This is a genomic window from Streptomyces sp. NPDC002276, assembly GCF_053891435.1.
In genome coordinates this window covers 1-23060 of sequence record NZ_JBSFCQ010000041.1, presented here as the reverse complement: position 1 = coordinate 23060, position 23060 = coordinate 1, and the positions used below count along the sequence as shown (strand labels likewise).

Sequence of the window (23060 nt, the reverse complement as noted above, 5' to 3'; positions counted from 1 at the left end):
CGGAATCGGTCTCGCAAGATTTTGAGCGCGTTGACGCGCCAACCGCTGCGGGCGGACACCCCCCGACGCGTCACCTTCGCGCCGTACGCGGCTGACGGGCCACGCGGTGCGCCACCGTTCAACTCCCTTGCCGGGATGATGATCCGGAAAAGTTGGGGCCGGAGCGGCGGGTGGGGCGAGGTAACTCCCCGTTGTCTCGTAAGGTTTGAGCCGTGGGATCTCTGCGCAATCCGGTCGGGCCGCTTCCCTCCTCCATCTATTGGCGTCGGAGGGTCCTCATGGTGTCCGTGGTCGCCCTGTTGGCGCTGCTGATCACCTGGATCGTCACGTCGGGTGGCGGGGGTAGCAAGAACGGTGCCGATGGGGCGAAGAACGGCAGGACTCCCGCCCCTACGATCACTGCCGGGCCGTCCGGTACTGGGCCCGCCATCAGTCAACACCCCGGCGGCCGCGATGAGTCGAGCAGCGGGGCGAGTGGCGGGGCGAGTGGTGGCAGTAGTGGTTCCAGTGGTGGGGCGTCGTCTGGGGACAGTGGCTCGGGCGGGGGGTCCGGGGACGGTGGCGGTAGTGGGGCGTCCGGTGGTGGGAGTAGTACGGGGACTACGGTTCCTGCTGACTCCACCTTGCCCAACTGCACTGCCAGTGCTGTGCAGTTGAGTCTGCGGAGTCTGCACAACTCCTACTCGCCGGATCAGACGCCTACCTTTGTGCTGACCGCCAAGAACTCGTCGAGCAGTGACTGCAAGGTTGATCTCGGGCCCAAGAGTGCGGTGTTGACGATCACTGAGGCGGGCGGTGCCGCCGACTACTGGTCCTCCGCCGACTGTCCGAAGGGTTCCGGGAGTGTGTACTACCGGGTGTCCGCGGGGGGCGCTGTGACGTACACCTTGAAGTGGGACCGCAAGCCGAGTGCGCCTGAGTGTGCTACTCCTCCGGCCGGGTCGGCCGGTGCGGGGACCTATCTGGTGGAGTCGGCTGCTTCCGGGTTCGCCAAGGCGCAGACCTCGTTCGTCTTGGCGAGTGACTGACGTCAACTGGTGCCTGGTGCCTAGACGTAGCGTTCCAGGATTGAGGATTCTGCTAGGCGCGAGAGGCCCTCTCGTACGCTTCTTGCCCTTGCTTCGCCTACGCCGTCGACTGTTTGGAGGTCGTCGACGCTTGCCGCCAGGAGCTTTTGTAGGCCGCCGAAGTGTTCCACCAGGCGGTCGATGATCGCGCCGGGGAGGCGCGGGACCTTGGCCAGGAGGCGGAAGCCTCGGGGGGAGACCGCCGAGTCGAGGGCCTCGGGGGAGCCGGTGTAGCCCAACGCGCGGGCCACGGTGGGGAGTTCGAGGAGTTCGGCATGGGAGAGGGCGTCGAGTTCCGCCAGCGCTTCGTCCACCGTGCGGGAGCGTTTGGCCGTGGGTTCGGGGACGTAGTCGCGTACTACCAGTTCGCGTTCCGGGTGTACGCCCGCGATCAGTTCTTCGAGCTGGAGGGACAAGAGGCGGCCGTCCGTGCCGAGTTCTACTACGTACTCTGCGATTTCGGTGGCGATCAGGCGGACCATTTCGAGGCGCTGGACCACTGCTGAGACGTCCCTGACCGTTACCAGGTCTTCGATCTCCAGGGCGGAGAGGGTTCCCGCCACTTCGTCCAGGCGGAGCTTGTAGCGCTCCAGGGTGGCGAGGGCTTGGTTCGCGCGGGACAGGATCGCCGCCGAGTCCTCCAGGACGCGGCGCTGGCCGTCTACGTAGAGGGCGATCAGGCGCATGGACTGAGAGACGGAGACGACGGGGAAATCCACTTGCTTGCTTACTCGGTCCGCAGTGCGGTGGCGGGTGCCCGTCTCCTCTGTGGGGATCGTGGGGTCGGGGACCAGCTGGACGCCCGCTCTGAGGATCTTGGAGAGGTCGGAGGAGACGACGATTCCGCCGTCCAGTTTGCAGAGTTCTCGTAGGCGGGTGGCCGTGAACTCCACGTCCAGGATGAAACCGCCTGTGCACATCGCTTCGACGGTCTTGTCGGAGCCGAGCACGATGAGTCCGCCCGTGTTGCCGCGGAGAATTCGCTCCAGGCCGTCGCGCAGGGCCGTGCCGGGTGCCACGGCGCTCAGTGAGGCGCGCATCAGCCCTTCGGCACCGGAGCTCCCGCCGGACTTTCCGGGAGCTGACGCCCGGTCGTTGGCTGCCACTGCACTCCTCGGGTCGCAGGTTCTTCAGGCGCCGCCGTTTCGCACAGTTGGTTCGTACGGACGGGCGAGACCAGGGCAAAGTCTACCGGCGGTCCTCGCCGTCCCGTGGGGCGTCTCGTTTACGGGAGCGTGGAAGGACCTGGAGGGCGTCTCCTATGTCGGCCACTTCGAGGACCTTCATGCCGGGCGGGATCTTGCCCGGGTCGCTCGGGACGAGGGCGTGGGTGAAGCCCAGACGGTGTGCTTCGGAGAGTCTGCGCTGGACGCCCGTGACCCTTCTGACCTCGCCCGCTAGGCCCACTTCGCCGATCGCGACCAGGTTCTTGGGGAGGGGGCTGTCGCTCGCCGCGGAGGCCAGGGCCAGGGCGATGGCTAGATCTGCTGCCGGTTCTGAGAGTTTTACGCCGCCGACTGTGGCCGAGTAGATGTCTCGTTTGCCCAGTGCGCTGATGCGACCGCGTTGCTCCAGTACCGCCAGCATCATCGAGACTCGGGAGGTTTCCAGGCCTGACGTGGTGCGGCGGGGGGAGGGGATCTGGGAGTCGACCGTGAGCGCCTGGACTTCGGCCACCAGGGGGCGGCGGCCCTCCAGGGTGACGGTCAGGCAGGTGCCGGGGACCGGTTCCGCGCGGCGGGTCAGGAACAGGCCGCTCGGGTCGGCCAGGCCTGTGATGCCCTCGTCGTGCAGCTCGAAGCAGCCGACCTCGTCCGTCGTGCCGTAGCGGTTCTTGACGCCCCGTACGAGGCGCAGGCGGGCGTGGCGGTCGCCCTCGAAGGAGAGCACTACGTCCACCAGGTGTTCCAGGAGGCGGGGGCCCGCGATCGCGCCGTCCTTGGTGACGTGGCCCACCAGGAGGGTGGACATGGCGCGCTCCTTGGAGGCACGGATCAGGGCGCCGGCGACCTCGCGGACCTGGGCCATGCCGCCGGGGGCGCCGTCGATCTCCGGGGAGGCCACCGTCTGGACGGAGTCCAGGATGAGGAGGGAGGGCTTCACCGCGTCCAAGTGGCCCAGGATCGTGGCCAGATCGGTCTCGGCGGCGAGGTAGAGGTGGTCGTCGATCGCCTTGATGCGGTCGGCGCGCAGGCGGACCTGGCTCGCCGACTCCTCGCCGGTGATGTAGAGCGTGCGGTGCTCGTCGCTCGCCGCCTTGGCCGCCACGTCCAGGAGGAGGGTCGACTTGCCGACGCCCGGTTCGCCCGCGACCAGGACGACCGCTCCCGGGACCAGGCCGCCGCCGAGCACCCGGTCCAGCTCGGGCACGCCGGTCGAGCGGGCGGTGGCCTGACGGCCGTCGACCTGGCCGATGGGCACCGCGGAGGTGGTGACGCGGCCCGGGGCCGTCGTACGGACCGCGGGCGTGCCGTACTCCTCGACCGTCCCCCAGGCCTGGCACTCGGAGCAGCGGCCGAGCCACTTGGCCGTCTGCCAGCCGCACTCGGTGCAGCGGTAGGACGGACGGTCCTTGGTGGTCTTCGTACGGGCAGCCATGTGTGAACCGTAACCGGCGGGACTGACAGCGGGGGCGGGGGAGGGAGGGGTGTGGTTCGGTATCCGGCCATGGCCGTCGGGATCGAGCCAGGGAAGCGGGGGTTCCTGTCCCCTATTGAGGGATCGTTTCACCCGTACGGATTAAAAGAGCTCAAGGGGGCGGAAGGGGGCATCGCCCGCCGCCTACGGTCGCACGGGTGATGAGCAGCAGCCCGGAGACCTCGACCCGCACCACCGGCGCGCACCGGGCGCACCGGGAGGCGCGCGACCGCGCTGCGGCGCGCACGCTGGCGCAACGCCCGCCCGCGCGCTACGAGCCTTATCTGGACGGCCTGTTCACGTACTGCCTGTCCGTGCTGTGCGACCACGACGCGGCTACGGCGGCTCTGGGGGACGTGCTCGCGCTGGCCGAGCGCCGGGGCGCGCGCGTGCCGGAGGCGGCCGGGGACCGCAGGGCCTGGCTGTACGCGCTGGCCCGCTGGGCGTGTCTGCGCAAGCTGGCCGAGGCCAAGCAGAAACGTCAGGGCACCCACGCGATGGGTGGCCGGGTTCAAGCCGAGGAACCTGTCGTGTCCGAGGAGCTGCGTGAGCTGCGGCGGCGTGAACTCGCGCTGCTGGCCTGGCCGGAGGCCGCCGGTACCACCCCGGAGCAGCGCGAGGCGCTCGAACTCGCCGTGCGCCACCGGCTCGCCGCCCACGAGGTCGGCGCCGTCCTCGGGATGGATCTCGCCACCGCGCGGGAGCTGCTGGCCTCCGCCGCCTGCGAGGTGGAACGCACGCGTGCCGCCCTCGCGGTCGTGGAGACCGGGACCTGCCCGAGCGTCGCCCGGCTCACCGGTGACCATCAACTCGTGCTCAGCAGCGCGCTGCGCCGCGAACTGGTCCGGCACGTCGACGACTGCCCGCGCTGCCGCCGTACCGCAGAGCGCGCGGTGCCCGGCAGTTGGCCCGGCGCCGGAGTCACGCCCGCCGAACTGCCCGTCCTGGAAGCGCCCCGCGCGGCCCTGCATGTCGCCATGGCGCACCTCCCGCGCGCGCGTGGAGCCGCGGCACCCCGCTTCGACCGGCGCGGTTTCCCGCTCGACCCCAAGGACCGCGCGGCCCGCAGGGACCGGCTACGCGCGCGTGCCGTCACGACGACTGTCGTCGCCACCGTCATCGCGGCACCCGTTCTCGCTCTGTGGGCCGCCTATCGGTCCACACCCACCGGCGAGGGCGTCGACGGCAGGGCCGCCTCCGCGAGCGAGCAGCACGGCGGTCCCGGGAGTCTGGAGGGCGAGGTCGCGAGCGGTGGTTACGAGAACACCGGTGATGCCAGTGCGGGGCCCCGCGCGCGGGTCGGCGAAGACGGTGGGGAAGGGGGCAAGAACGCTGTCTCCGTGGAGGTCGTCAGCGTTGCCGGGACCGGTGGGAAGGGGGCCGGGCGGCTCGCCGTCTCGGCCGCCAACAGCGCCGACACCACGCTCGTCACCCTCACCGCGTCCGGCGCGGCCCCGGTCCGCTGGTCCGCGACCACCACGGCACCCTGGCTCTACCTCAGCCAGTCCTCGGGAACCCTCGCCCCGGGCGAATCGTTGACGATCAAGGTGTACGTCGACCATCTGCGCGAGCCCTCCGGCCACTGGACCGCGCGCGTGGCCGTCTCACCCGCCGGCGCCGTCGTCTCCATCGAGGGCTACGGCAGCGCGCCCGCCCCGACCGAGCCGGGCGGGCCGGGCGAACCGAGTGGGCCGTCGCATCCCGATCCCGGCGGTCCGCCTTCGTCCGGTCCGGACCCGACGCCGACGGCTCCGAGTGATCCGCCGCCCTCGTCCGCCGATCCGACACCGACACCGACTCCGACACCTACGGACTCGTCCTCCGCCGATCCGGGGGGCTCGGAGTCGCCGTCCGACGGCGGCGGCGACCCGGGCCCGTCCTGAGCGGTCAGCCGACCGGGTCCGCCGGATGCGGTGCCAGCAGCGGGAGTTGCGAGGCCAGGCGCTCCTCGCACAGCTCGACCAGACGGTCGTAGCCGGCCTTGCCCATCAGCTCGGTCAGCTCCGGGCGGTAGGACACGTACACCGGGTCGCCCGCGCCGTGCGCCGAGGTCGCCGACGTGCACCACCAGTGCAGGTCGTGGCCGCCGGGACCCCAGCCCCTGCGGTCGTACTCGCCGATCGACACCTGGAGGATGCGCGTGTCGTCCGGGCGGTCGATCCACTCGTACGTCCGTCGTACCGGCAGCTGCCAGCAGACGTCCGGCTTGGTCTCCAGGGGCTCGCGGCCCTCCTTCACGGCGAGGATGTGCAGCGAGCAGCCCGCGCCGCCCGCGAAACCGGGGCGGTTCTGGAAGATGCACGAGCCCTTGAAGGGGCGGGTCTGGCGGTCGCCGTCCTCGTCCTCCGAGGTCCAGCCGTTCTGCACGCCCTCGTCGTGGTGCTGCCAGATGTCCGGCGTGAGCCTCGCCACATGCCCGGCGACCCGCTTCTCGTCGTCCTCGTCGGAGAAGTGCGCGCCCAGGGTGCAGCATCCGTCGTCCGCGCGGCCCGCCTGGATGCCCTGGCAGCCGCTTCCGAAGACGCAGTTCCAGCGAGAGGTCAGCCATGTCAGATCGCAGCGGAAGAGCTGTTCCGCGTCCGCCGGATCCGGGAACTCCACCCACGCGCGCGCGAAGTCGAGTCCCTTCTCGTCGGCTTTCAGGGCCTTCTTCGACATCGTCGACGTCTTCGGGGGCTTGGCCGACGTCGTCCTCGGGGGCAGGGCCGACGTCACCGGCGAAGAATCGCCGGGTGATTTGGCCGCCTTGTCGTTCTTCGCCTTTTTCGTCTTTGGCACGCGTCCAGGGTAAGTCGCCCGGGGCGGCCCCAGAAACCGCTCCGAGGACGGAGATCGGTGCAGGTGGCAGTAGCGTTCCGTATATGAGACTCGGTGTCCTCGACGTGGGATCGAACACGGTGCATCTGCTGGTGGTGGACGCACACCCGGGAGCGCGACCGCTGCCCGCGCACTCGCACAAGGTGGAACTCCGCCTTGCCCAACTCCTCGACGAGGACGGCGCGATCGGCCCCGAAGGGGTCGACAAACTCATCGGCGTCGTCCACGAGGCGTTGCAGGCGGCCGAGGACAAGGGCGTCGAGGAACTCCTCCCGTTCGCCACCTCCGCCGTCCGCGAGGCCAGCAACGCGGACGAGGTCCTCGCGCGCGTGCAGACCGAGACCGGCGTCGAACTCCAGGTCCTCACCGGCGCCGAGGAGGCCCGGCTGACCTTCCTCGCCGTCCGCCGCTGGTTCGGCTGGTCCGCAGGCAAGCTGCTCGTCCTCGACATCGGCGGCGGCTCCCTGGAGATCGCCTACGGCATCGACGAGGAGCCCGACGCGGTCGTGTCGCTGCCGCTCGGCGCGGGCCGCCTCACCGCGGGCTGGCTGCCCGGGGACCCGCCGGAACCGGCCGCGATAAGGGCCCTGCGCCGCCATGTGCGCGCCCAGATCGCCCGTACGGTGGGGGAGTTCAGCCGTTTCGGCGCCCCGGACCACGTCGTCGCCACGTCGAAGACCTTCAAGCAACTCGCCCGCCTCGCCGGCGCCGCCCGTTCCGCCGACGGCCTCTACGTCCAGCGCGAGCTGAAGCGCGGGTCCCTGGAGGCCTGGGTCCCCCGCCTCGGCGGCATGACCACCGCCCAACGCGCCGTCCTCCCCGGCGTCTCCGAGGGTCGCGCCGAACAACTCCTGGCCGGCGCGATGGTCGCCGAGGGTGCGATGGACCTGTTCGGCGTGGAGACCCTGGAGGTCTGCCCCTGGGCACTGCGCGAGGGCGTGATCCTACGACGGCTGGATCAGCTGACTTCGGTGTAGGCGATTGCAGCGGCTGGCGTGGGCGTAGGCAGGGAGGTGGGTGCGGGGCGGGGCGTGAGGCCGGGACCGTGTTCGTGTCGCACGCGCGCGTGGCCGTACTCCGAAGGCGCCCGCCTCCTGCCCCCGGACCGCGTTCGCGCCGCACGCGCGCGTGGCCGTGCTGAACACCCACCCCGCACCCGACGTATCAGACCCGCATGAAGTATCGCCACAACGCGGCCCCGCGTCGGAGATGGCCGGTTGCCGTACCCCGCACAGGGCGGGCACAGCAACCGGCTCCCCCGCGCAAAGCGCCGCCCCGTAGTCTGTCCTCCGTGGCAGAACCAGTCGTGCGCATCCCGGATGCGAAGGTCGCGCTGTCCACGGCGTCCGTGTATCCGGAGTCGACGGCGACGGCCTTCGAGATCGCCGCGCGCCTCGGTTACGACGGTGTCGAGGTCATGGTGTGGACCGATCCGGTCAGCCAGGACATCGAGGCGCTGCGCAGACTCAGCGACTACCACCAGGTCCCGATCCTCGCCGTGCACGCTCCCTGCCTGCTCATCACGCAGCGGGTGTGGTCCACCGACCCGTGGATCAAGCTCCAGCGCGCCCAGGCCGCCGCCGAGAAGCTCGGCGCGAGCACGGTCGTCGTCCATCCGCCGTTCCGCTGGCAGCGCCAGTACGCGCGGGACTTCGTCAGCGGGATCTGGCGGATGGCGAACGAGACGGATGTGCGGTTCGCCGTAGAGAACATGTACCCGTGGCGCTACCGCGACCGCGAGATGCTCGCCTACGCCCCCGAATGGGACGTCACGCAGGACGACTACCGGCACTTCACGATCGACCTCAGCCACACCGCGACCGCCCGCACCGACGCGACCGAGATGATCGGGCGGATGGGGGATCGTCTCGGTCATGTCCATCTCGCGGACGGCAACGGCTCGAACAAGGACGAGCACCTCGTCCCCGGGCGCGGCACCCAGCCCTGTGCCGAACTGCTGGAACGGCTCGCGCTGACCGGCTTCGACGGCCATGTCGTCATCGAGGTCAACACCCGGCGCGCGATGTCCGGCGCCGAACGCGAGGCCGATCTCGCGGAGGCGCTCGCCTTCACGCGGCTGCATCTGGCCTCGGCCCTGAAGGTGCCCCGGCGGTGACCGACGCCACCGCCAAGCGCCGGGGCCGACCCCCTCGTACGGAATCCGCCGACACCCGCGACCGCATCCTGGCCGCGGCCCGGGAGGAGTTCTCCGAACGGGGGTACGAGAAGACGTCCGTGCGTGGGATCGCGAAGGCCGCCGGGGTCGACCCGGCGCTCGTCCATCACTACTTCGGTACCAAGGAGCAGGTCTTCGAGGCGGCCATCGAGGTCGCCTTCGCCCCGGCGGCGAACGCGCCGGACGCGGTCGCCGAGGGGCCGCTGGACGGCGTCGGCGAGCGGCTGACCCGCTTCATCTTCGGTGTCTGGGAGAACCCCGCCACCCGTAAGCCGCTGCTGGCGGTGGTCCGTTCCGCCGTCAACAACGAGGCCGCCGCCGCCGTCTTCCGCCGGCTCGTGCTCTCCCAGGTGCTGAGCCGGGTCGCCGCCCAGCTGGACCTCCCGGACGCGGAACTGCGCGCCGAGCTGGCGGCGGCGCAGCTCGTGGGGACGGCGATGCTGCGCTATGTGATCAAGGTCGAGCCGCTGGCGTCCGCCGACCCGGAGCAGATCATCGCGCGGATCGCACCGGTGGTGCAGGGGCATCTGACCGGGCCGTGACGTCGTCCTACGACGGGATGCCCATCCCGCCAATGGCGATACGGACATCCCGCCAATGGCGAGATGGGCATCCCGTAATGCGGACACCGTGTCCGACCCCTGGATGACCGGCGTACGCTCAATAGCAGCCCTACTTGTCTTGAAGGAGCGATCGACGATGCCCGAGCTGAGGTCCCGCACAGTCACCCACGGCCGCAACATGGCGGGCGCACGCGCCCTTATGCGCGCCTCCGGTGTACCCGGTGCGGACATCGGCCGGAAGCCGATCATCGCGGTGGCGAACAGCTTCACCGAGTTCGTGCCCGGCCACACCCACCTCCAGCCCGTCGGCCGGATCGTCGGCGAGGCGATCACCGCGGCCGGGGGCATCCCGCGCGAGTTCAACACGATCGCGGTCGACGACGGCATCGCGATGGGGCATGGCGGGATGCTGTACAGCCTGCCGTCGCGCGACCTGATCGCGGACAGCGTGGAGTACATGGTCGAGGCGCACTGCGCCGACGCCCTGATCTGCATCTCCAACTGCGACAAGATCACGCCCGGCATGCTCATGGCGGCGCTCCGCCTGAACATCCCGACGGTCTTCGTCTCCGGCGGCCCCATGGAGGCCGGGCGCGCCACCCTCCAGGACGGCACCGTCCGCACGCTGGACCTGATCGACGCGATGGTCGAGGCCGCCAACGACAGCGTCTCGGACGCGGACGTCCTCAACATCGAGGAGAACGCCTGTCCGACCTGCGGCTCCTGTTCCGGCATGTTCACCGCCAACTCGATGAACTGCCTGACCGAGGCCATCGGCCTCTCGCTGCCGGGCAACGGCTCGGTCCTCGCCACGCACACCGCCCGCAAGGGCCTGTACCAGGACGCGGCCCGCACGGTGATGGACATCACCCGCCGCTACTACGAGCAGGACGACGAGACGGTCCTGCCCCGCAACGTCGCCACCTTCGCGGCCTTCGAGAACGCCATGGCCCTCGACATCGCGATGGGCGGCTCCACCAACACGATCCTGCACCTCCTCGCGGCGGCGCAGGAGGCGGGCGTTTCCTTCGGCCTGGACGAGATCAACGCGGTCTCGCGCCGCGTGCCCTGCCTCGCCAAGGTCGCCCCGAACGTCGCGAAGAACCGCACGTACTACATGGAGGACGTCCACCGCGCGGGCGGAATCCCGGCCCTGCTGGGCGAGTTGCACCGCGCGGGCCTGCTCAACGAGGACGTCCACTCCGTCCACAGCCCGTCCCTCGCGGACTGGCTGAAGACGTGGGACGTGCGCGGCGGATCGCCTTCTCCGGAGGCCGTCGAGCTGTGGCACGCGGCGCCCGGCTGCGTCCGCTCCTCCGAGGCCTTCTCCCAGTCCGAGCGCTGGGCCGCGCTGGACGAGGACGCGGCCGAGGGCTGCATCCGCTCCGCCGAGCACGCCTACTCCAAGGACGGCGGCCTCGCGGTCCTCAAGGGCAACCTCGCCGTCGACGGCTGCGTGGTGAAGACGGCGGGCGTGGATGAATCCATCTGGACCTTCGAAGGCCCGGCCGTCGTCTGCGAGTCGCAGGAAGAGGCCGTCGAGAAGATCCTCAACAAACAGGTCACGCACGGCGACGTCGTCGTCATCCGCTACGAGGGCCCCAAGGGCGGCCCCGGTATGCAGGAGATGCTCTACCCGACGTCCTTCCTCAAGGGCCGCGGCCTCGGCAAGACCTGCGCCCTGATCACCGACGGCCGCTTCTCCGGCGGCACTTCGGGTCTCTCGATCGGCCACGCGTCCCCCGAGGCGGCGTCCGGCGGCATCATCGCCCTCGTCGAGAACGGCGACCGCATCCGCATCGACATCCCGAACCGCTCCATCGAACTCCTCGTCGACGACGCCGAGTTGGCCCGCCGCGAGGCCGCGCTTGAGGGCCGCTACGCCCCGAAGCAGCGCGAGCGCAAGGTCTCGGCCGCCCTGCGCGCCTACGCCGCGATGGCCACCAGCGCGGACCGCGGCGCGGTGCGGGACGTCAGCAAGCTCGGCTGAGACTGTCGCTCTGTGGTTGGGCCGCCTCCGTTCCGACGGGGGCGGCCCTTTCGCTGCCCTGCCACGGCTACCAGCCCCCGGGCGTAAGGGAGTTGACGGCGAAGACCGTGCCGTCGGGGGCGGCGGCGTAGACGCGGTTGTCCGCTACGACGGGTTCGGGGAGCGTGGCGACAACCTGGCCGGAGTCCGTGCCGAGCCGAGCGGCTGTCTGCCCGACGAGTCGCCCGTTGCCGGCGTCGACCGCCAGGAGGCGCCCGTCAGGGGTGGTGACGTACACGTGCTTGCCGTCGGCGACCGGCACCGAACCGCGGCTCACGGACGTCTCCAGATGCCACAACCGCTTGTGGGTGTCCGTGTCGATCGCCTCCAGTGAACCGCCGGTCGCCAGTACGTACATGACGTTTCCGTACACGGAGGCCACGGGGTCCGCCCGCGGTACGGGCAGCTCCACCCGGCTCGTCGCCCTTGTCCCGGGGACGTAGCGGACGACGGCCTTGGTGTCGCCGGAACTCCAGTCGGTGGAGAGGAAGAACACGGATCCGCCTTGGACGCCGACAGGCCTCAGCATCCCCTGCAACCGCGCTTCCCACCGGATGTCGCCGGTGTCCGGATCGACCGCGGTGACCTTGGTGCTCGACCCGTCGTCGGACCATCTCTTCGCGTACGCCAGTGTGTCCCCGGCGAACGAGACGAAGGAATCGACACCAGGAATCCGGCGGCTCCACTTCGTCTCGCCCGACGCGGCGTCGACGCCCGTGACCGTGTCGTCCGCACGGATGAGCAGGGCCATACCGCCGACGTAGCGCACGGAGTCGTACCCCGGCGTGTTCCGCTGCCAGATCCGCGCGCCCGACGACGGATCGAGCGCCTCCAGGCGCCGGCTCCCGCTGATGTACGGGTGCACCAGCCCGCCCGCGACGACGGGTGCGCCGTCGGGTCTGTCGTCGGCGACCGAGTGCCGCCACAGCAGGGTGCCGTCGGCCGGTGCGAGAGCGTAGACGACTCCGGGCTGCGCACACAGCAACTCGCCTGCGCCGTACGAACATTGGGGCACACCCCCGGCCTTGGCCGCGGGTTTCGTCGCCCAGGCCTTGAGCGCGGCCGGTGAGGTCCCCGCGCCGCTGCTCCGCGGCGGGGCGCCGGCCCCTCCGGTCGGCGCGGTGTCGGCGCCTCCGGCCAGCTGAACCGAGGCGAGGACGCCAACGACGACCAGCCCGGCAGCCGCGGCCGCCAGCACCACCGCGCGACGACGCCGGGGTGTGCGCGCGGGCTCCTCCACCGGGTCCGAATCGGGAGCCGGCGCACCACCTGTCCGCTGCTCCGGTATGAACGCCTGAGTGTCGTACGAGGCCGCCACGGAGCGCAGCTCCCGCATCAACTCGTCCGGCGTGGGCCGGTCTTCGGGTTCCTTGGCGAGACAACGCATGACGAGCGGCGCCAAGTTGTCCGGCACCCCGGCCAAGTCCGGTTCGTCGTGCACGACTTGGTAGGCCACGACGTACGGGCTGTCCGAGTCGAACGGCCCTCGCCCGGTCGCCGCGTGCACCATCAGGGACCCGAGCGCGAAGATGTCCGCGGCGGGCCCGACCTCCCTGGGCCGCCGGAACTGCTCCGGTGCCATGAAGGGCGGCGTCCCGATCAACTTCCCGGTCTCGGTGCGCAGTTCGCTGTCTTTCGGCCGGGAAATACCGAAGTCGATGACCTTCGGACCGTCCTCGGCGAGCAGCACGTTGCTGGGCTTCAGGTCCCGGTGCACGACGCCCACCCGATGGATGTCACGCAGCGCCTCGGCCAGTCCCGCCATCAGCCGGCGCAACTCGCCGGGCGTCATGGGCCCGTTCCGCTTCACATGCTCGGACAGGGTCGGTCCGGGAATGAACAGCGTTGCCATCCAAGGCCGTCGGGCCTCAGGATCGGCATCGACCACCGGCGCGGTGAAGGCCCCGCTCACCCGTCGCGCGGCAGCCACCTCCTGCCGGAACCGCCCTCTGAACTCGGGATCCTGGGCGAACTCCGCGTGGACCACCTTCACGGCGACCTTCATCCCGGAGGTGCTCTGCGCGAGATGCACCACACCCATGCCGCCGGAGCCCAGGCATGACTCCAGGCGGTAGTGACCGGCGTACTCGGGAAGTTCCGCTTCCGCGCCCGCTCCGGTGTCGTGCTGTGGCGCCATGGAACCACCCCCGTGCTGATCGTTCGCGCGCGCGACGGACGGAGCCTAGTCGATGACCCGTACGGGACAGAGACGGCTTGCTGGCTTCCGAGTACGAGTTACGCACATGTGTTTCATGGCGTGTTTTAGGGGAATCATCGGGACCCCATGGCAGTCATGGGGACCAACGGGGGAGGTTTTTCATGTCTGTTGACCGCGCAGAAGAGGCCGAGGGCAGCGAGTCCGAGGCCGTGGCCACGGCAGCGTCCGTGCACTACTACACGACCGCCGACGTCCGTCTCAACATCCGCAGCGGCCCCGGCACGAACTACAGCATCGTCGGCAGCCTGCCGGGTGGCTCGCAGGTCCCGATCTACTGCCAGACGCCGGGCACCACGGTCACCGGCACCTACGGCACGTCGAACATCTGGGACAACATCAGCAACGGCGAGTTCGTGTCCGACGCATACGTACACACCGGCAGCGACGGCTACGTGGCCTCCCACTGCTCCTGAGCCCCAACGGGAGCCCGCGCCCGCCCTCGGAGCCATAATCGTCCCGTGAACGACGAGACCGGCACCCAGGACATCCCCGCGGGCTCCCCAAGCACAGACGCGGGCACAGGTACGGGCACGGGCCCCCGCCCCGAGCCCCTCCGCTTCTTCGGCACCACCTGGGTGAACCACGACAACGGCTACACCCCGCGCCGCATCGCCGCGGCAGTCGGCTCCCTCGCCGCCGCCGTCGCCTCCTGCCTGATCCTCCGCTTCGCCTACCAGGGCCTCCAGATCGCGGACGTCGGCAGCTTCGTCACCCTCCTCGTCATCGTGATGTTCGCGGTCTGTAGCGCCCTCGCCTTCGGCCACACCTGGGAAAGCTTCAAAAAGCGCCCCGACCCCGACCGCCAGGCCTCCCTCCGCGGCCTCCTGGGCATCGGCTTCGTCGGCTCCCTCGTCGCCTACTTCTTCCGCTCCCTCACGGAGGCCCCCGGCGAGCGACTCCACCGCGAGGAGTACGAGACGGCCGTGGCCCAGCACGAGAAGCGCACAACTCGCCGCACCCGCAACCCTTCGAAGAAACGCCGCCGGTCCTGACCGGGGAGAGGCGGCGCGGACCGGGCCGGGCAGCGCCGGGCACGCGTCGGGGCGGCTGCTCAAGGCTGCGGCTCATAGATCGAGGCCTGGGGGCAAGGGTCTGGGGGCAAGGGCCTGCGGTTAGAGGCCTGCGTCCAGTTGCTTGCGGTTTGGGGCGTGCGGTTTGGGGCGTGCAGGTTGGGGACTGCGGCTCGGAGTCCGCGGTTTGGGGCTAGCGGCTTCGCTTCGAGCCGGTCACGCGTTCCGGGCGGCTTGCGGTTCGTGGCCCGCGGGCTTGCGGTTCTTGGCTCGTGGCCCGTGACTAGCGGCCTACGGCTTCGTTTCCGGGCCGGTCCCGCCCGCCCTCGGCAGTCCAGGGCTCGCACCCCGGCCCACCGCGCCGCGCTCCCACCTTGCCCTGCCTCACCCCGCTCCCTCTCCTCTCCCCACCCCATCTCTCACCAAAATCCACCTGCACCCTGCACCCACCCCGGTAACCATGGCCGTATGACCACTTCGTCGAAGCCGCCCTCGCACACCGCCCGAGCCCACTCCTTCAACGCCGCCGCGGCCCAGTACGCCGAGAACCGCCCCTCCTACCCACCCGCGCTCTTCGACGCCATCGAGGAACTGGCCGGCCACCCCCTCGCGGGCGCACGTGTCGCGGACGTGGGCGCGGGCACCGGCATCGCGACCGCCCTCCTGCACACCCGTGGCGCCGCCGTGATCGCGATCGAACCCGGCGACGGCATGGCGGCCCAGTTCCGCCGAACCTTCCCCGACGTCCCGCTGGTCCGGGGCACCGGCGACGCCCTCCCCCTCACCGACAACTGCGCCGACTTCCTCACCTACGCCCAGGCTTGGCACTGGACCGACACCACCAAGTCGGTCCCGGAGGCCCTGCGCGTACTGCGCCCGGGCGGCGCGCTCGCCCTGTGGTGGAACACCAGCGCCGTCGACGTCCCGTGGATCGCCGAGCAGTCGGAACGCATCCGGATCCACTTCGGCATCGACCGCGTCGTGAAGCAGAACGGCAGCGGAGTGCACACCGCGCTCGCCGACCCCACCGGCCGTCTCGACTTCGCCCACCGCAAGGTCCGCTGGAGCCGCAGCGTCCCGGTCGACACCCACCTGGCCAACATCAGCAGCCACTCGGTCTTCCTGGTCCAGGACGAACAGGTCACCAACACCTTCCTCGCCGAGGAGCGCAACCACCTGCTCACCACGTTCCCGAACGGCACGGTGGAGGAGACCTACGTCGTGGAACTCGTCGTAGCCCTCGCACCATGACCTCCTGACGCCCTCAACGACAGGCCGGCCGCCTGCCGCGCGGCCAACCGCTGGTTGCTCCAGCGATGCGACCTCTGGCGACTCCAACGGCCAACCTCCCGCGTAACCTCCGACGCCCCTGGCGGCCAACCCCTGCTGCCCCACGCCCCAGCGGCACGACTTCCGGCCCCCTGGGCGGCCGACCTCCGGTGGGTCCCGGCGGCACGACTGCTGGATGCGAGGGCGTCCGTCCGCCGGCGGTTCCAGCGGCGCGATCCTGGGCCGCGCGGCGGGTCAACCGAGGGTGGCCCCAACTGCGTGACCCCTGACGACCCCGGCGCCCAACCGCCGACTGCCCCGGCGGCACGACTTCCGGCCACCAGGGCGGCCGTCCTCCGGCGATCCCGGCGGCGCGATCCTGGGCCGCGCGGCGGGTCAACCGAGGGTGGCTCCAACTGCGTGACCCCTGACGACCCCGGCGCCTAACCCCTGGCCGCCCCGGCGGCACGACTGCCCGCTGCGCAACTGGTCGACCTCTGGCCGCTTCAGCTGCGTGATCTCTGGCGACCTCGGCAGCCAACCCCTGGCTGCCCCAGCGGCACCAACACTGGCTGCCCAGACGGTCGAACTCTGGCGGCCCCAACGGTCAATCCCCGGCGGTCAATTCCCAGCGGTCATCCCCGGCGGTCCCGACAAACCGACCTCTGACGGCCCGCGCAGCCAACCCCCGACAACCCCAGCAGCACAGCCCCCGACAACCCACCCGGTGGACCGGTCAACCTCCGACGCCCCAGCAACGCAACCTCCGACAGCCCGAGTCCGACAACCCCACAACCCCACCCCCCACCGCCTGCCCCCCACCGCCTGCCCCCCACCGCCTGCCCCCCACCGCCTGCCCCCCACCCCGTCACACCCCTTCGACCGCAACCACCCCCGCACCACTCCCACCACTCTCACCGCTCCCCCCACTTCCCCCGCTCCCGCCACCCCCGCCGCTCCCCCCACCCTCACCATCCCGCCCCCGCCCGCTGACCCACCCCTCCAACGCCGCCGCGCACGCATGATCCACATGCCGCAACCCACCCAACTCCAGCCGCACCTCCCGGTCGTACGGCAGCGCCTCCAGCGCCTCCAACGCGTCCAACAGCTTCGGCAGCCGCAGAAACGTCGCATGTCCCAGCACCCGTACGACGACCCCCGCGTCCCCGAGGTCCTCCGTCTCCACCTGCACATGACTGATGTCCCACGCGGTCTTCGCCACCGCCACCGCCAGCCCGACCAGCACCCCCTCCAACAGATTCCCCACCACGATCACCACCGCGGTCACCCCGAGCACGACCACCTCACCCCGTTGCCCGACCCACAACCCCCGCACCTGCCGCACCGGCACGAGCTTGCACCCGGCATGCACGAGCAGCCCGGCCAACGCCGCCACCGGAACCAGCCCCAACACCAACACCCCCGGCAGCAGGGCCGTGAACAGCAGCAGCCACCCACCGTGCAGCACCCGCGAGGCCTTCGTCCGTGCCCCCGCCTGTACTCCCCCAGAGGGGGCACCCCCAGCCGCGCTCCGCACGATCACCGCGGTCATCGGCAACGCCCCGAGCACCCCGCACACCGCGTTCCCCGCGCCCTGCGCGATCAGCTCACGGTCGTAGTCCGTCCGCGGACCCCGGTGCAGCCGGTCCACCGCCGCCGCGCCGAACAACGACTCCGCCGACGCGATCAACGCGAACGCGACGACCGTCCCGATCACCCCCACTTCTGTGAGCCGCCCGAAATCCCCCCACTCCGGCACCCGCACGGCACCGAGCAAGCCCCGCACCTCCACCCGCCGCACCGACAGGTCGAACACCCCGGTCACCGCCGCCGCCAGCCCCACCGCCACCAACGGCCCCGGCACCAGCCGAGCCCCCCGCCGCCACCGAGGCCAGAGCACCAGTACGGCAATGGTGGCACCGCCCACTGACAACGCCACCGGATCCACCAGCCCCGGCAGCGACACCAGCCCCGTGAGCTTCCCGAGCCCGTCCGCCGGCGCGGCCACATCGCCGAGCGCGTACACCTGCCCGGCGACCAGTACGAGCCCGATCCCGGCGAGCATCCCCTGCACGACGGCCGCGGGCACGGCCCGGAACCACCGCCCGAGCCGCAGCACCCCGAGCCCCAACCGCACGACCCCGGCCGCGAACACCAGCACCCCGAGCGCCTCGACGCCGTACGCCCGCACGGCCACGTACACGAGCACGGTCAGCCCGACGGCCGGACCGCTCACCTGGAGGCTGCTGCCGGGCAGCGCCCCGACCACCAGCCCGCCGACGATCCCGGTGACCAGCCCCAGTTCGGCCGGCACCCCGGAGGCGATCGCCACGCCCACGCACAGCGGGAGCGCGACGAGAAAGACGACTAGAGAAGCGAACAGATCGGCCTTGCTCACACGACAGCGCATGACAACGGCACCTCCGAAGACAGGACAAAGCCGAACGGGAGATGCGTGGGCGCCGCACCGGGGGAGGGCACGGCGAACTGAAATCCATTGTCGGGAAAGGGAGTTGGCCCCGCACGCGATTCATGTGACCACTCCGTGAACGCGGAGGCGTCCATACCGGAGCGCCCCACTCCGATCACGCCGCCACGCGCCTGCGCCCTCGCGCGCACCCGCTTGACGGCCGCGTTCCGCGAGAGCATTATTCATCACATGATGAATTACCTTCCCGATCCGGCCGGATCACCGGACACCCCACCCGCGGTCCAAGCCGAAGCCCTCACCGTCGTCCGAGGCCCCCGTACGGTCCTGCGCGGCATCGACTTCACCGTCCCGCGCGGCCAGATCACCGGACTGCTCGGCCCCTCCGGCTGCGGCAAGTCGACCCTCATGCGCTCGATCGTCGGCACCCAGGCCAAGGTCACCGGCACCCTGAACGTCCTCGGCCGCCCCGCAGGCCACCCCGCCCTCCGCACCCGCATCGGCTACGTCACCCAAGCCCCTTCCGTCTACAACGACTTGACGGTCCGTCAGAACCTCGACTACTTCGCCGCGATCCTCGACCCCGGCCGCACCTCCGCCACCCGCCGCCACGAGGTCGACCGCGTCCTCGCCGACGTCGACCTCGCCACCCACGCCGACGCCCTCGCCGGCAACCTCTCCGGCGGCCAGCGCAGCCGCGTCTCCCTCGCGGTCGCGCTCCTCGGCACCCCCGAACTCCTCGTCCTCGACGAACCCACCGTCGGCCTCGACCCCGTCCTCCGCCGCGACCTGTGGACCCTCTTCCACGACATCGCCGCCTCCCGCGGCGCCACCCTCCTCATCTCCTCCCACGTCATGGACGAGGCCGAGCGCTGCCACCGCCTCCTCCTGATGCGCGAGGGCGAGGTCCTCGCCGACGACACCCCCGACGCCCTCCGTACCCGTACCGGCTCCGACACGGTCGAAGCCGCCTTCCTGCACCTGGTCGACGAGGCCGTGGCCACCGGCCGCCAGAAGGAGACGACCCGATGAGCACGCCAACGACCACGACCACGACCACGGGCCCTACGGCACCCAGCGCCCTCAGCGTCGCCCGCACCACCGCCACCGCGGCCCGCGTCCTGCGCCAGCTCCGCCACGACCCCCGCACGATCGCGCTGCTGATCCTCATCCCGTGCCTGATGCTCGTCCTGCTGCGCTATGTCTTCGACGGCAGCCCCCGCACCTTCGACAGCATCGGCGCCTCCCTGCTCGGGATCTTCCCGCTCATCACGATGTTCCTGGTCACGTCCATCGCCACCCTGCGCGAACGCACCTCGGGCACCCTCGAACGTCTCCTCTCCATGCCCCTGGGCAAGGGCGACCTGATCGCCGGCTACGCCCTCGCCTTCGGCTTCCTCGCGATCATCCAGTCCGCCCTGGCGACGGGCCTCGCCGTCTGGTTCCTGGGCCTCGACGTCACCGGCAGCCCCTGGCTCCTCCTCCTGGTCGCCCTCCTCGACGCCCTCCTCGGCACCGCCCTCGGCCTCTTCGTCTCGGCCTTCGCCGCCTCCGAATACCAGGCCGTCCAGTTCATGCCGGCCGTGATCTTCCCCCAACTCCTCCTCTGCGGCCTCTTCACCCCGCGCTCCGACATGCACCCCGTCCTGGAGGCCGTCTCCGACGTCCTGCCCATGTCGTACGCCGTCGACGGCATGAACGAGGTCCTCAAGCACACGGACATGACCGCCACCTTCGTCCGCGACGCCCTGATCGTGGCCGGCTGCGCCCTGCTGGTCCTGTGCCTGGGCGCGGCCACACTGAGGAGGCGTACGGCATAGAGGCGCACCACATAGACAGGACCGTTCCGCCAGCCGGACAGCCGTCTCAAGAGCGCAGTGCCGGTGCGAGGATGACCCCATGACCCAGAAAGTCGCAGTCCTCGGCACCGGCAAGATCGGCGAAGCCCTGCTCAGCGGAATGATCCGAGCGGGCTGGGCCCCGGCCGACCTCCTGGTCACCGCCCGCCGCCCCGAGCGCGCCGAGGAACTCCGCGCCCGCCACGGAGTCACCCCGGTCACCAACCCCGAGGCCGCGAAGAGCGCCGACACCCTGATCCTCACGGTCAAGCCGCAGGACATGGGCACCCTCCTCGACGAACTCGCCCCGCACCTCCCCGCCGACCGCCTGGTCATCAGCGGCGCGGCGGGCATCCCCACCTCCTTCTTCGAGGAGCGTCTGGCCGCGGGCACCCCGGTCGTCCGGGTCATGACGAACACCCCCGCCCTCGTCGACGAGGCCATGTCCGTCATCTCCGCCGGCAGCCACGCCACCGAGGCCCATCTCGCGTACGCCGACGAGATCTTCGGCGCCGTCGGCAAGACACTCCGCGTCCCCGAGTCCCAGCAGGACGCCTGCACCGCCCTCTCCGGCTCCGGCCCGGCGTACTTCTTCTACCTGGTCGAAGCCATGACGGACGCGGGCATCCTGCTCGGCCTGCCGCGCGACAAGGCCCACGACCTCATCGTCCAGTCCGCGATCGGTGCCGCCGTCATGCTCCGCGACAGCGGCGAACACCCGGTCAAGCTCCGGGAGAACGTCACCTCGCCGGCCGGCACGACGATCAACGCCATCCGCGAACTGGAGAACCACGGCGTACGCGCCGCACTCATCGCCGCCCTGGAGGCAGCCCGCGACCGCAGCCGCGAACTGGCCTCCGGCAACAACTGACCCGACCCCGCGAGCAGTTAAAGCTCAGGCAGGCAGAAGCCCGATGGCCCGATACGCGGCATCGACCATCGGCCTCGCCATCCCTCTCGCCTTCTCCGCCCCATCCCGCAAAACCCCCTCCACATAAGCGGGATCCGCGCACAACGCCTTGTGCCGCTCCTGCACCGGCCTGAGCAGCTCGACCACAGCTTCCGCGGTGTCCTTCTTCAACGCCCCGTACGACTCATACACACCGCTCAAGTCCTCGGGGTCCCCGCCTTCGCAAGCGGCCAGGATCTCCAGCAGATTGGCGACCCCCGGCCGCTCCTCCCGGTCGTAGACGACCTCCGCCGCACTGTCGGTCACGGCCCGCATGACCTTCTTCCGTACGGCGTCCGGCTCGTCCAGCAGATAGACGATCCCCGGCCCGGAGTCGTCCGACTTCCCCATCTTCGAAGTCGGCTCCTGCAGATTCATCACCCGCGCCGCCACCCCCGGCCGAGTCGCCCGGGGCACCACGAACGTATGGCCGTACCGCTGGTTGAACCTGACCGCCAGATCCCGGGCCAGCTCCACATGCTGCGTCTGGTCGTCCCCGACCGGCACCTCGTCCGTCCCGTACGCCAGGATGTCCGCCGCCATCAGCACGGGATACGTCAGCAACGACAGCCGCACACTCCCGCCCCGCTCCCGCTCCCGCACGGCCTTCTCCTTGTACTGCACCATCCGCCGCATCTCACCGTCGGTGGCCACACACTCCATGACGTACGACAGCCGCGTGTGCTCGTCCACATGACTCTGTACGAACACGGTGCACAGCTCGGTATCAAGCCCCGCCGCCAGCAGCAGCGTCGCCGCCTGCCGGGTGAGCCTGCGCACCCGCGCCGGATCGTGGTCCACGGTCAGCGCGTGCAGATCGACCACGCAGAACAGGGCGTCGCTCCGCCGCTGATCCAGATCGACCCAGCGCCGCACGGCACCCAGGTAGTTCCCCAGCGTCAGGTGCCCGGTCGGCTTGACCCCACTGAAGACCCGTGTCATCTCTCCACCTCCTGGTCGAGACCGCCGCATCCGGCCGGCCGACCCTCTGGAGGGAGAAACAAGAACGGCCGCCGAGGCGGCGGCCGTTGAGTACATACGTGTGTACGGCCGCCGTCAGGCGGCCCACCACTGCTGGGTGCACGTATGTGTAGTCACGTCACACAGCGTACGCCCCTACGAGGCTCTCCGGAGCGGAGTTGACACGTCCCGACCGCCTACGTAGTGTTCTCCGAGTTGTCCGACGTGAGCGCCGACTCCGGTCGGTCCCCGGACAGCCATTCCGCAAGTACCTACAGACAATCGACGATCCGTCGTCGCTTGTATTGGCATGCGTATTTGCGAAATGAGGAATCCGCGTTCGAAAGGACGCACCCCCCGATTCGCTCGGGACTCAGGAATCCGCTAAAGTCTCACTCGTCGGAACGGCCCAACGGCCGGGATGACAGCCCCCTCTGACTGGGAGTCAGGCCCGAAAGGATCTGATAGAGTCGGAATCGCCGGAAAGGGAAACGCGGAAGCGGGAACCTGGAAAGCGCCGAGGAAATCGGAACCGGAAACGGTCTGATAGAGTCGGAAACGCAAGACCGAAGGGAAAAGCCCGGAGGAAAGCCCGAGAGGGTGAGTACAAAGGAAGCGTCCGTTCCTTGAGAACTCAACAGCGTGCCAAAAATCAACGCCAGATATGTTGATACCCCGTTCATCGGACACTTTGTCCGGTGGCGAGGTTCCTTTGAAGAAAACATACAGCGAGGACGCTGTGAACGGTCGGGCTTATTCCGCCTGACTGTTCCGCTCTCGTGTATGTGCACCCGATTACGGGTAAACATTCACGGAGAGTTTGATCCTGGCTCAGGACGAACGCTGGCGGCGTGCTTAACACATGCAAGTCGAACGATGAACCACTTCGGTGGGGATTAGTGGCGAACGGGTGAGTAACACGTGGGCAATCTGCCCTGCACTCTGGGACAAGCCCTGGAAACGGGGTCTAATACCGGATAATACTCCCGCACTCATGTGTGGGTGTTAAAAGCTCCGGCGGTGCAGGATGAGCCCGCGGCCTATCAGCTTGTTGGTGAGGTAATGGCTCACCAAGGCGACGACGGGTAGCCGGCCTGAG

Annotated in this window: 18 protein-coding genes and 1 rRNA gene; 13 read left to right on the top strand and 6 right to left on the bottom strand. The window is 70.1% G+C overall.

Translation table 11 applies throughout. The annotated features are described in order from the left end of the window. Positions 1–212 precede the first annotated feature (212 nt). Complete coding sequence (locus tag ACWIHT_RS46485; protein WP_456174709.1) at positions 213–1028, top strand: hypothetical protein; 816 nt, start codon at positions 213–215, stop codon at positions 1026–1028. 20 nt (positions 1029–1048) lie between these two features. Here ACWIHT_RS46485 and disA read toward each other — a convergent pair whose 3' ends face one another. Continuing rightward, on the bottom strand, positions 1049–2173 hold the full coding sequence (gene disA, locus ACWIHT_RS46480) for a DNA integrity scanning diadenylate cyclase DisA (RefSeq protein ID WP_456174708.1): 1125 nt from the start codon (positions 2171–2173) through the stop codon (positions 1049–1051). Positions 2174–2255: 82 nt separating this feature from the next. After that, positions 2256–3665, bottom strand: a complete 1410-nt coding sequence (gene radA / locus ACWIHT_RS46475; RefSeq protein WP_456174707.1) for a DNA repair protein RadA — start codon at positions 3663–3665, stop codon at positions 2256–2258. Positions 3666–3862: 197 nt separating this feature from the next. Between radA and ACWIHT_RS46470 the strand changes: the two genes are divergently transcribed. Next, positions 3863–5587 (top strand): BACON domain-containing protein, encoded by a 1725-nt coding sequence (locus tag ACWIHT_RS46470; RefSeq protein ID WP_456174706.1) that lies wholly within the window; start codon positions 3863–3865, stop codon positions 5585–5587. 4 nt (positions 5588–5591) lie between these two features. On the opposite strand, the gene ACWIHT_RS46465 is transcribed toward ACWIHT_RS46470, so the two are convergent. Continuing rightward, positions 5592–6362, bottom strand: a complete 771-nt coding sequence (locus ACWIHT_RS46465; protein ID WP_456174710.1) for a hypothetical protein — start codon at positions 6360–6362, stop codon at positions 5592–5594. Between the two features lie 203 nt (positions 6363–6565). Here ACWIHT_RS46465 and ACWIHT_RS46460 point away from each other — a divergent pair, with 203 nt between their 5' ends. From ACWIHT_RS46460 to ilvD, 4 genes are all read left to right on the top strand, one after another. Then, a complete protein-coding gene (locus ACWIHT_RS46460; protein WP_456174705.1) occupies positions 6566–7498 on the top strand; it encodes a Ppx/GppA phosphatase family protein in 933 nt (310 codons plus the stop codon). Positions 7499–7812: 314 nt separating this feature from the next. Continuing rightward, on the top strand, positions 7813–8637 hold the full coding sequence (locus ACWIHT_RS46455; protein WP_456174704.1) for a sugar phosphate isomerase/epimerase family protein: 825 nt from the start codon (positions 7813–7815) through the stop codon (positions 8635–8637). Beyond that, positions 8634–9239: a TetR/AcrR family transcriptional regulator gene (locus ACWIHT_RS46450; protein ID WP_456174703.1), complete on the top strand. Its 606-nt coding sequence runs from the start codon at positions 8634–8636 to the stop codon at positions 9237–9239. Before ACWIHT_RS46455 ends, ACWIHT_RS46450 begins: the two co-directional genes overlap by 4 nt. Before the next feature lie 157 nt (positions 9240–9396). Further along, positions 9397–11250, top strand: coding sequence for a dihydroxy-acid dehydratase (ilvD, locus tag ACWIHT_RS46445; RefSeq protein WP_456174702.1), 1854 nt, complete (start codon positions 9397–9399; stop codon positions 11248–11250). 67 nt (positions 11251–11317) lie between these two features. Here the strand turns inward: ilvD and ACWIHT_RS46440 are convergent, their stop codons facing one another. After that, on the bottom strand, positions 11318–13426 hold the full coding sequence (locus ACWIHT_RS46440) for a serine/threonine-protein kinase (RefSeq protein ID WP_456174701.1): 2109 nt from the start codon (positions 13424–13426) through the stop codon (positions 11318–11320). A 182-nt stretch (positions 13427–13608) separates the two neighbouring features. Here ACWIHT_RS46440 and ACWIHT_RS46435 point away from each other — a divergent pair, with 182 nt between their 5' ends. The 3 genes from ACWIHT_RS46435 to ACWIHT_RS46425 all read left to right on the top strand — a co-directional run bounded on the left by ACWIHT_RS46435 (position 13609) and on the right by ACWIHT_RS46425 (position 15768). Next, positions 13609–13920 carry an SH3 domain-containing protein gene (locus tag ACWIHT_RS46435; RefSeq protein WP_456174700.1) on the top strand — a complete coding sequence of 104 codons (312 nt, stop codon included), beginning with the start codon at positions 13609–13611 and terminating at the stop codon, positions 13918–13920. A 45-nt stretch (positions 13921–13965) separates the two neighbouring features. Further along, complete coding sequence (locus ACWIHT_RS46430; protein ID WP_456174699.1) at positions 13966–14499, top strand: EamA/RhaT family transporter; 534 nt, start codon at positions 13966–13968, stop codon at positions 14497–14499. Between the two features lie 486 nt (positions 14500–14985). Next, positions 14986–15768 carry a class I SAM-dependent methyltransferase gene (locus tag ACWIHT_RS46425; protein WP_456174698.1) on the top strand — a complete coding sequence of 261 codons (783 nt, stop codon included), beginning with the start codon at positions 14986–14988 and terminating at the stop codon, positions 15766–15768. An 886-nt stretch (positions 15769–16654) separates the two neighbouring features. On the opposite strand, the gene ACWIHT_RS46420 is transcribed toward ACWIHT_RS46425, so the two are convergent. After that, on the bottom strand, positions 16655–18196 hold the full coding sequence (locus tag ACWIHT_RS46420; protein ID WP_456174697.1) for a SulP family inorganic anion transporter: 1542 nt from the start codon (positions 18194–18196) through the stop codon (positions 16655–16657). Between the two features lie 249 nt (positions 18197–18445). Here ACWIHT_RS46420 and ACWIHT_RS46415 point away from each other — a divergent pair, with 249 nt between their 5' ends. The 3 genes from ACWIHT_RS46415 (at position 18446) to proC (ending at position 20923) form a co-directional block, all read left to right on the top strand. Continuing rightward, positions 18446–19246, top strand: coding sequence for an ABC transporter ATP-binding protein (locus tag ACWIHT_RS46415; protein ID WP_456174696.1), 801 nt, complete (start codon positions 18446–18448; stop codon positions 19244–19246). Continuing rightward, positions 19243–20034 carry an ABC transporter permease gene (locus tag ACWIHT_RS46410; protein WP_456174695.1) on the top strand — a complete coding sequence of 264 codons (792 nt, stop codon included), beginning with the start codon at positions 19243–19245 and terminating at the stop codon, positions 20032–20034. The genes ACWIHT_RS46415 and ACWIHT_RS46410 overlap by 4 nt, the downstream gene beginning before the upstream one ends. A gap of 79 nt (positions 20035–20113) precedes the next feature. Beyond that, positions 20114–20923 carry a pyrroline-5-carboxylate reductase gene (proC, locus tag ACWIHT_RS46405; protein ID WP_456174694.1) on the top strand — a complete coding sequence of 270 codons (810 nt, stop codon included), beginning with the start codon at positions 20114–20116 and terminating at the stop codon, positions 20921–20923. A gap of 24 nt (positions 20924–20947) precedes the next feature. On the opposite strand, the gene trpS is transcribed toward proC, so the two are convergent. Next, on the bottom strand, positions 20948–21943 hold the full coding sequence (gene trpS, locus ACWIHT_RS46400) for a tryptophan--tRNA ligase (protein ID WP_456174693.1): 996 nt from the start codon (positions 21941–21943) through the stop codon (positions 20948–20950). Positions 21944–22769: 826 nt separating this feature from the next. Between trpS and ACWIHT_RS46395 the strand changes: the two genes are divergently transcribed. Beyond that, positions 22770–23060 (top strand): 16S ribosomal RNA (locus tag ACWIHT_RS46395); the annotation flags it as partial.

What these genes read in the sequence shown, in the direction of transcription:
- ACWIHT_RS46420 (WP_456174697.1), bottom strand. Translation starts at nt 18,196, where the DNA reads ATGCGCTGTCGTGTGAGCAAGGCCGATCTGTTCGCTTCTCTAGTCGTC.
- trpS (WP_456174693.1), bottom strand. Translation starts at nt 21,943, where the DNA reads ATGACACGGGTCTTCAGTGGGGTCAAGCCGACCGGGCACCTGACGCTG.
- ACWIHT_RS46440 (WP_456174701.1), bottom strand. Translation starts at nt 13,426, where the DNA reads ATGGCGCCACAGCACGACACCGGAGCGGGCGCGGAAGCGGAACTTCCC.
- proC (WP_456174694.1), top strand. Translation starts at nt 20,114, where the DNA reads ATGACCCAGAAAGTCGCAGTCCTCGGCACCGGCAAGATCGGCGAAGCC.
- ACWIHT_RS46465 (WP_456174710.1), bottom strand. Translation starts at nt 6,362, where the DNA reads ATGTCGAAGAAGGCCCTGAAAGCCGACGAGAAGGGACTCGACTTCGCG.
- ACWIHT_RS46415 (WP_456174696.1), top strand. Translation starts at nt 18,446, where the DNA reads ATGATGAATTACCTTCCCGATCCGGCCGGATCACCGGACACCCCACCC.
- ACWIHT_RS46410 (WP_456174695.1), top strand. Translation starts at nt 19,243, where the DNA reads ATGAGCACGCCAACGACCACGACCACGACCACGGGCCCTACGGCACCC.
- ACWIHT_RS46435 (WP_456174700.1), top strand. Translation starts at nt 13,609, where the DNA reads ATGTCTGTTGACCGCGCAGAAGAGGCCGAGGGCAGCGAGTCCGAGGCC.
- ACWIHT_RS46460 (WP_456174705.1), top strand. Translation starts at nt 6,566, where the DNA reads ATGAGACTCGGTGTCCTCGACGTGGGATCGAACACGGTGCATCTGCTG.
- ilvD (WP_456174702.1), top strand. Translation starts at nt 9,397, where the DNA reads ATGCCCGAGCTGAGGTCCCGCACAGTCACCCACGGCCGCAACATGGCG.
- radA (WP_456174707.1), bottom strand. Translation starts at nt 3,665, where the DNA reads ATGGCTGCCCGTACGAAGACCACCAAGGACCGTCCGTCCTACCGCTGC.
- ACWIHT_RS46425 (WP_456174698.1), top strand. Translation starts at nt 14,986, where the DNA reads ATGACCACTTCGTCGAAGCCGCCCTCGCACACCGCCCGAGCCCACTCC.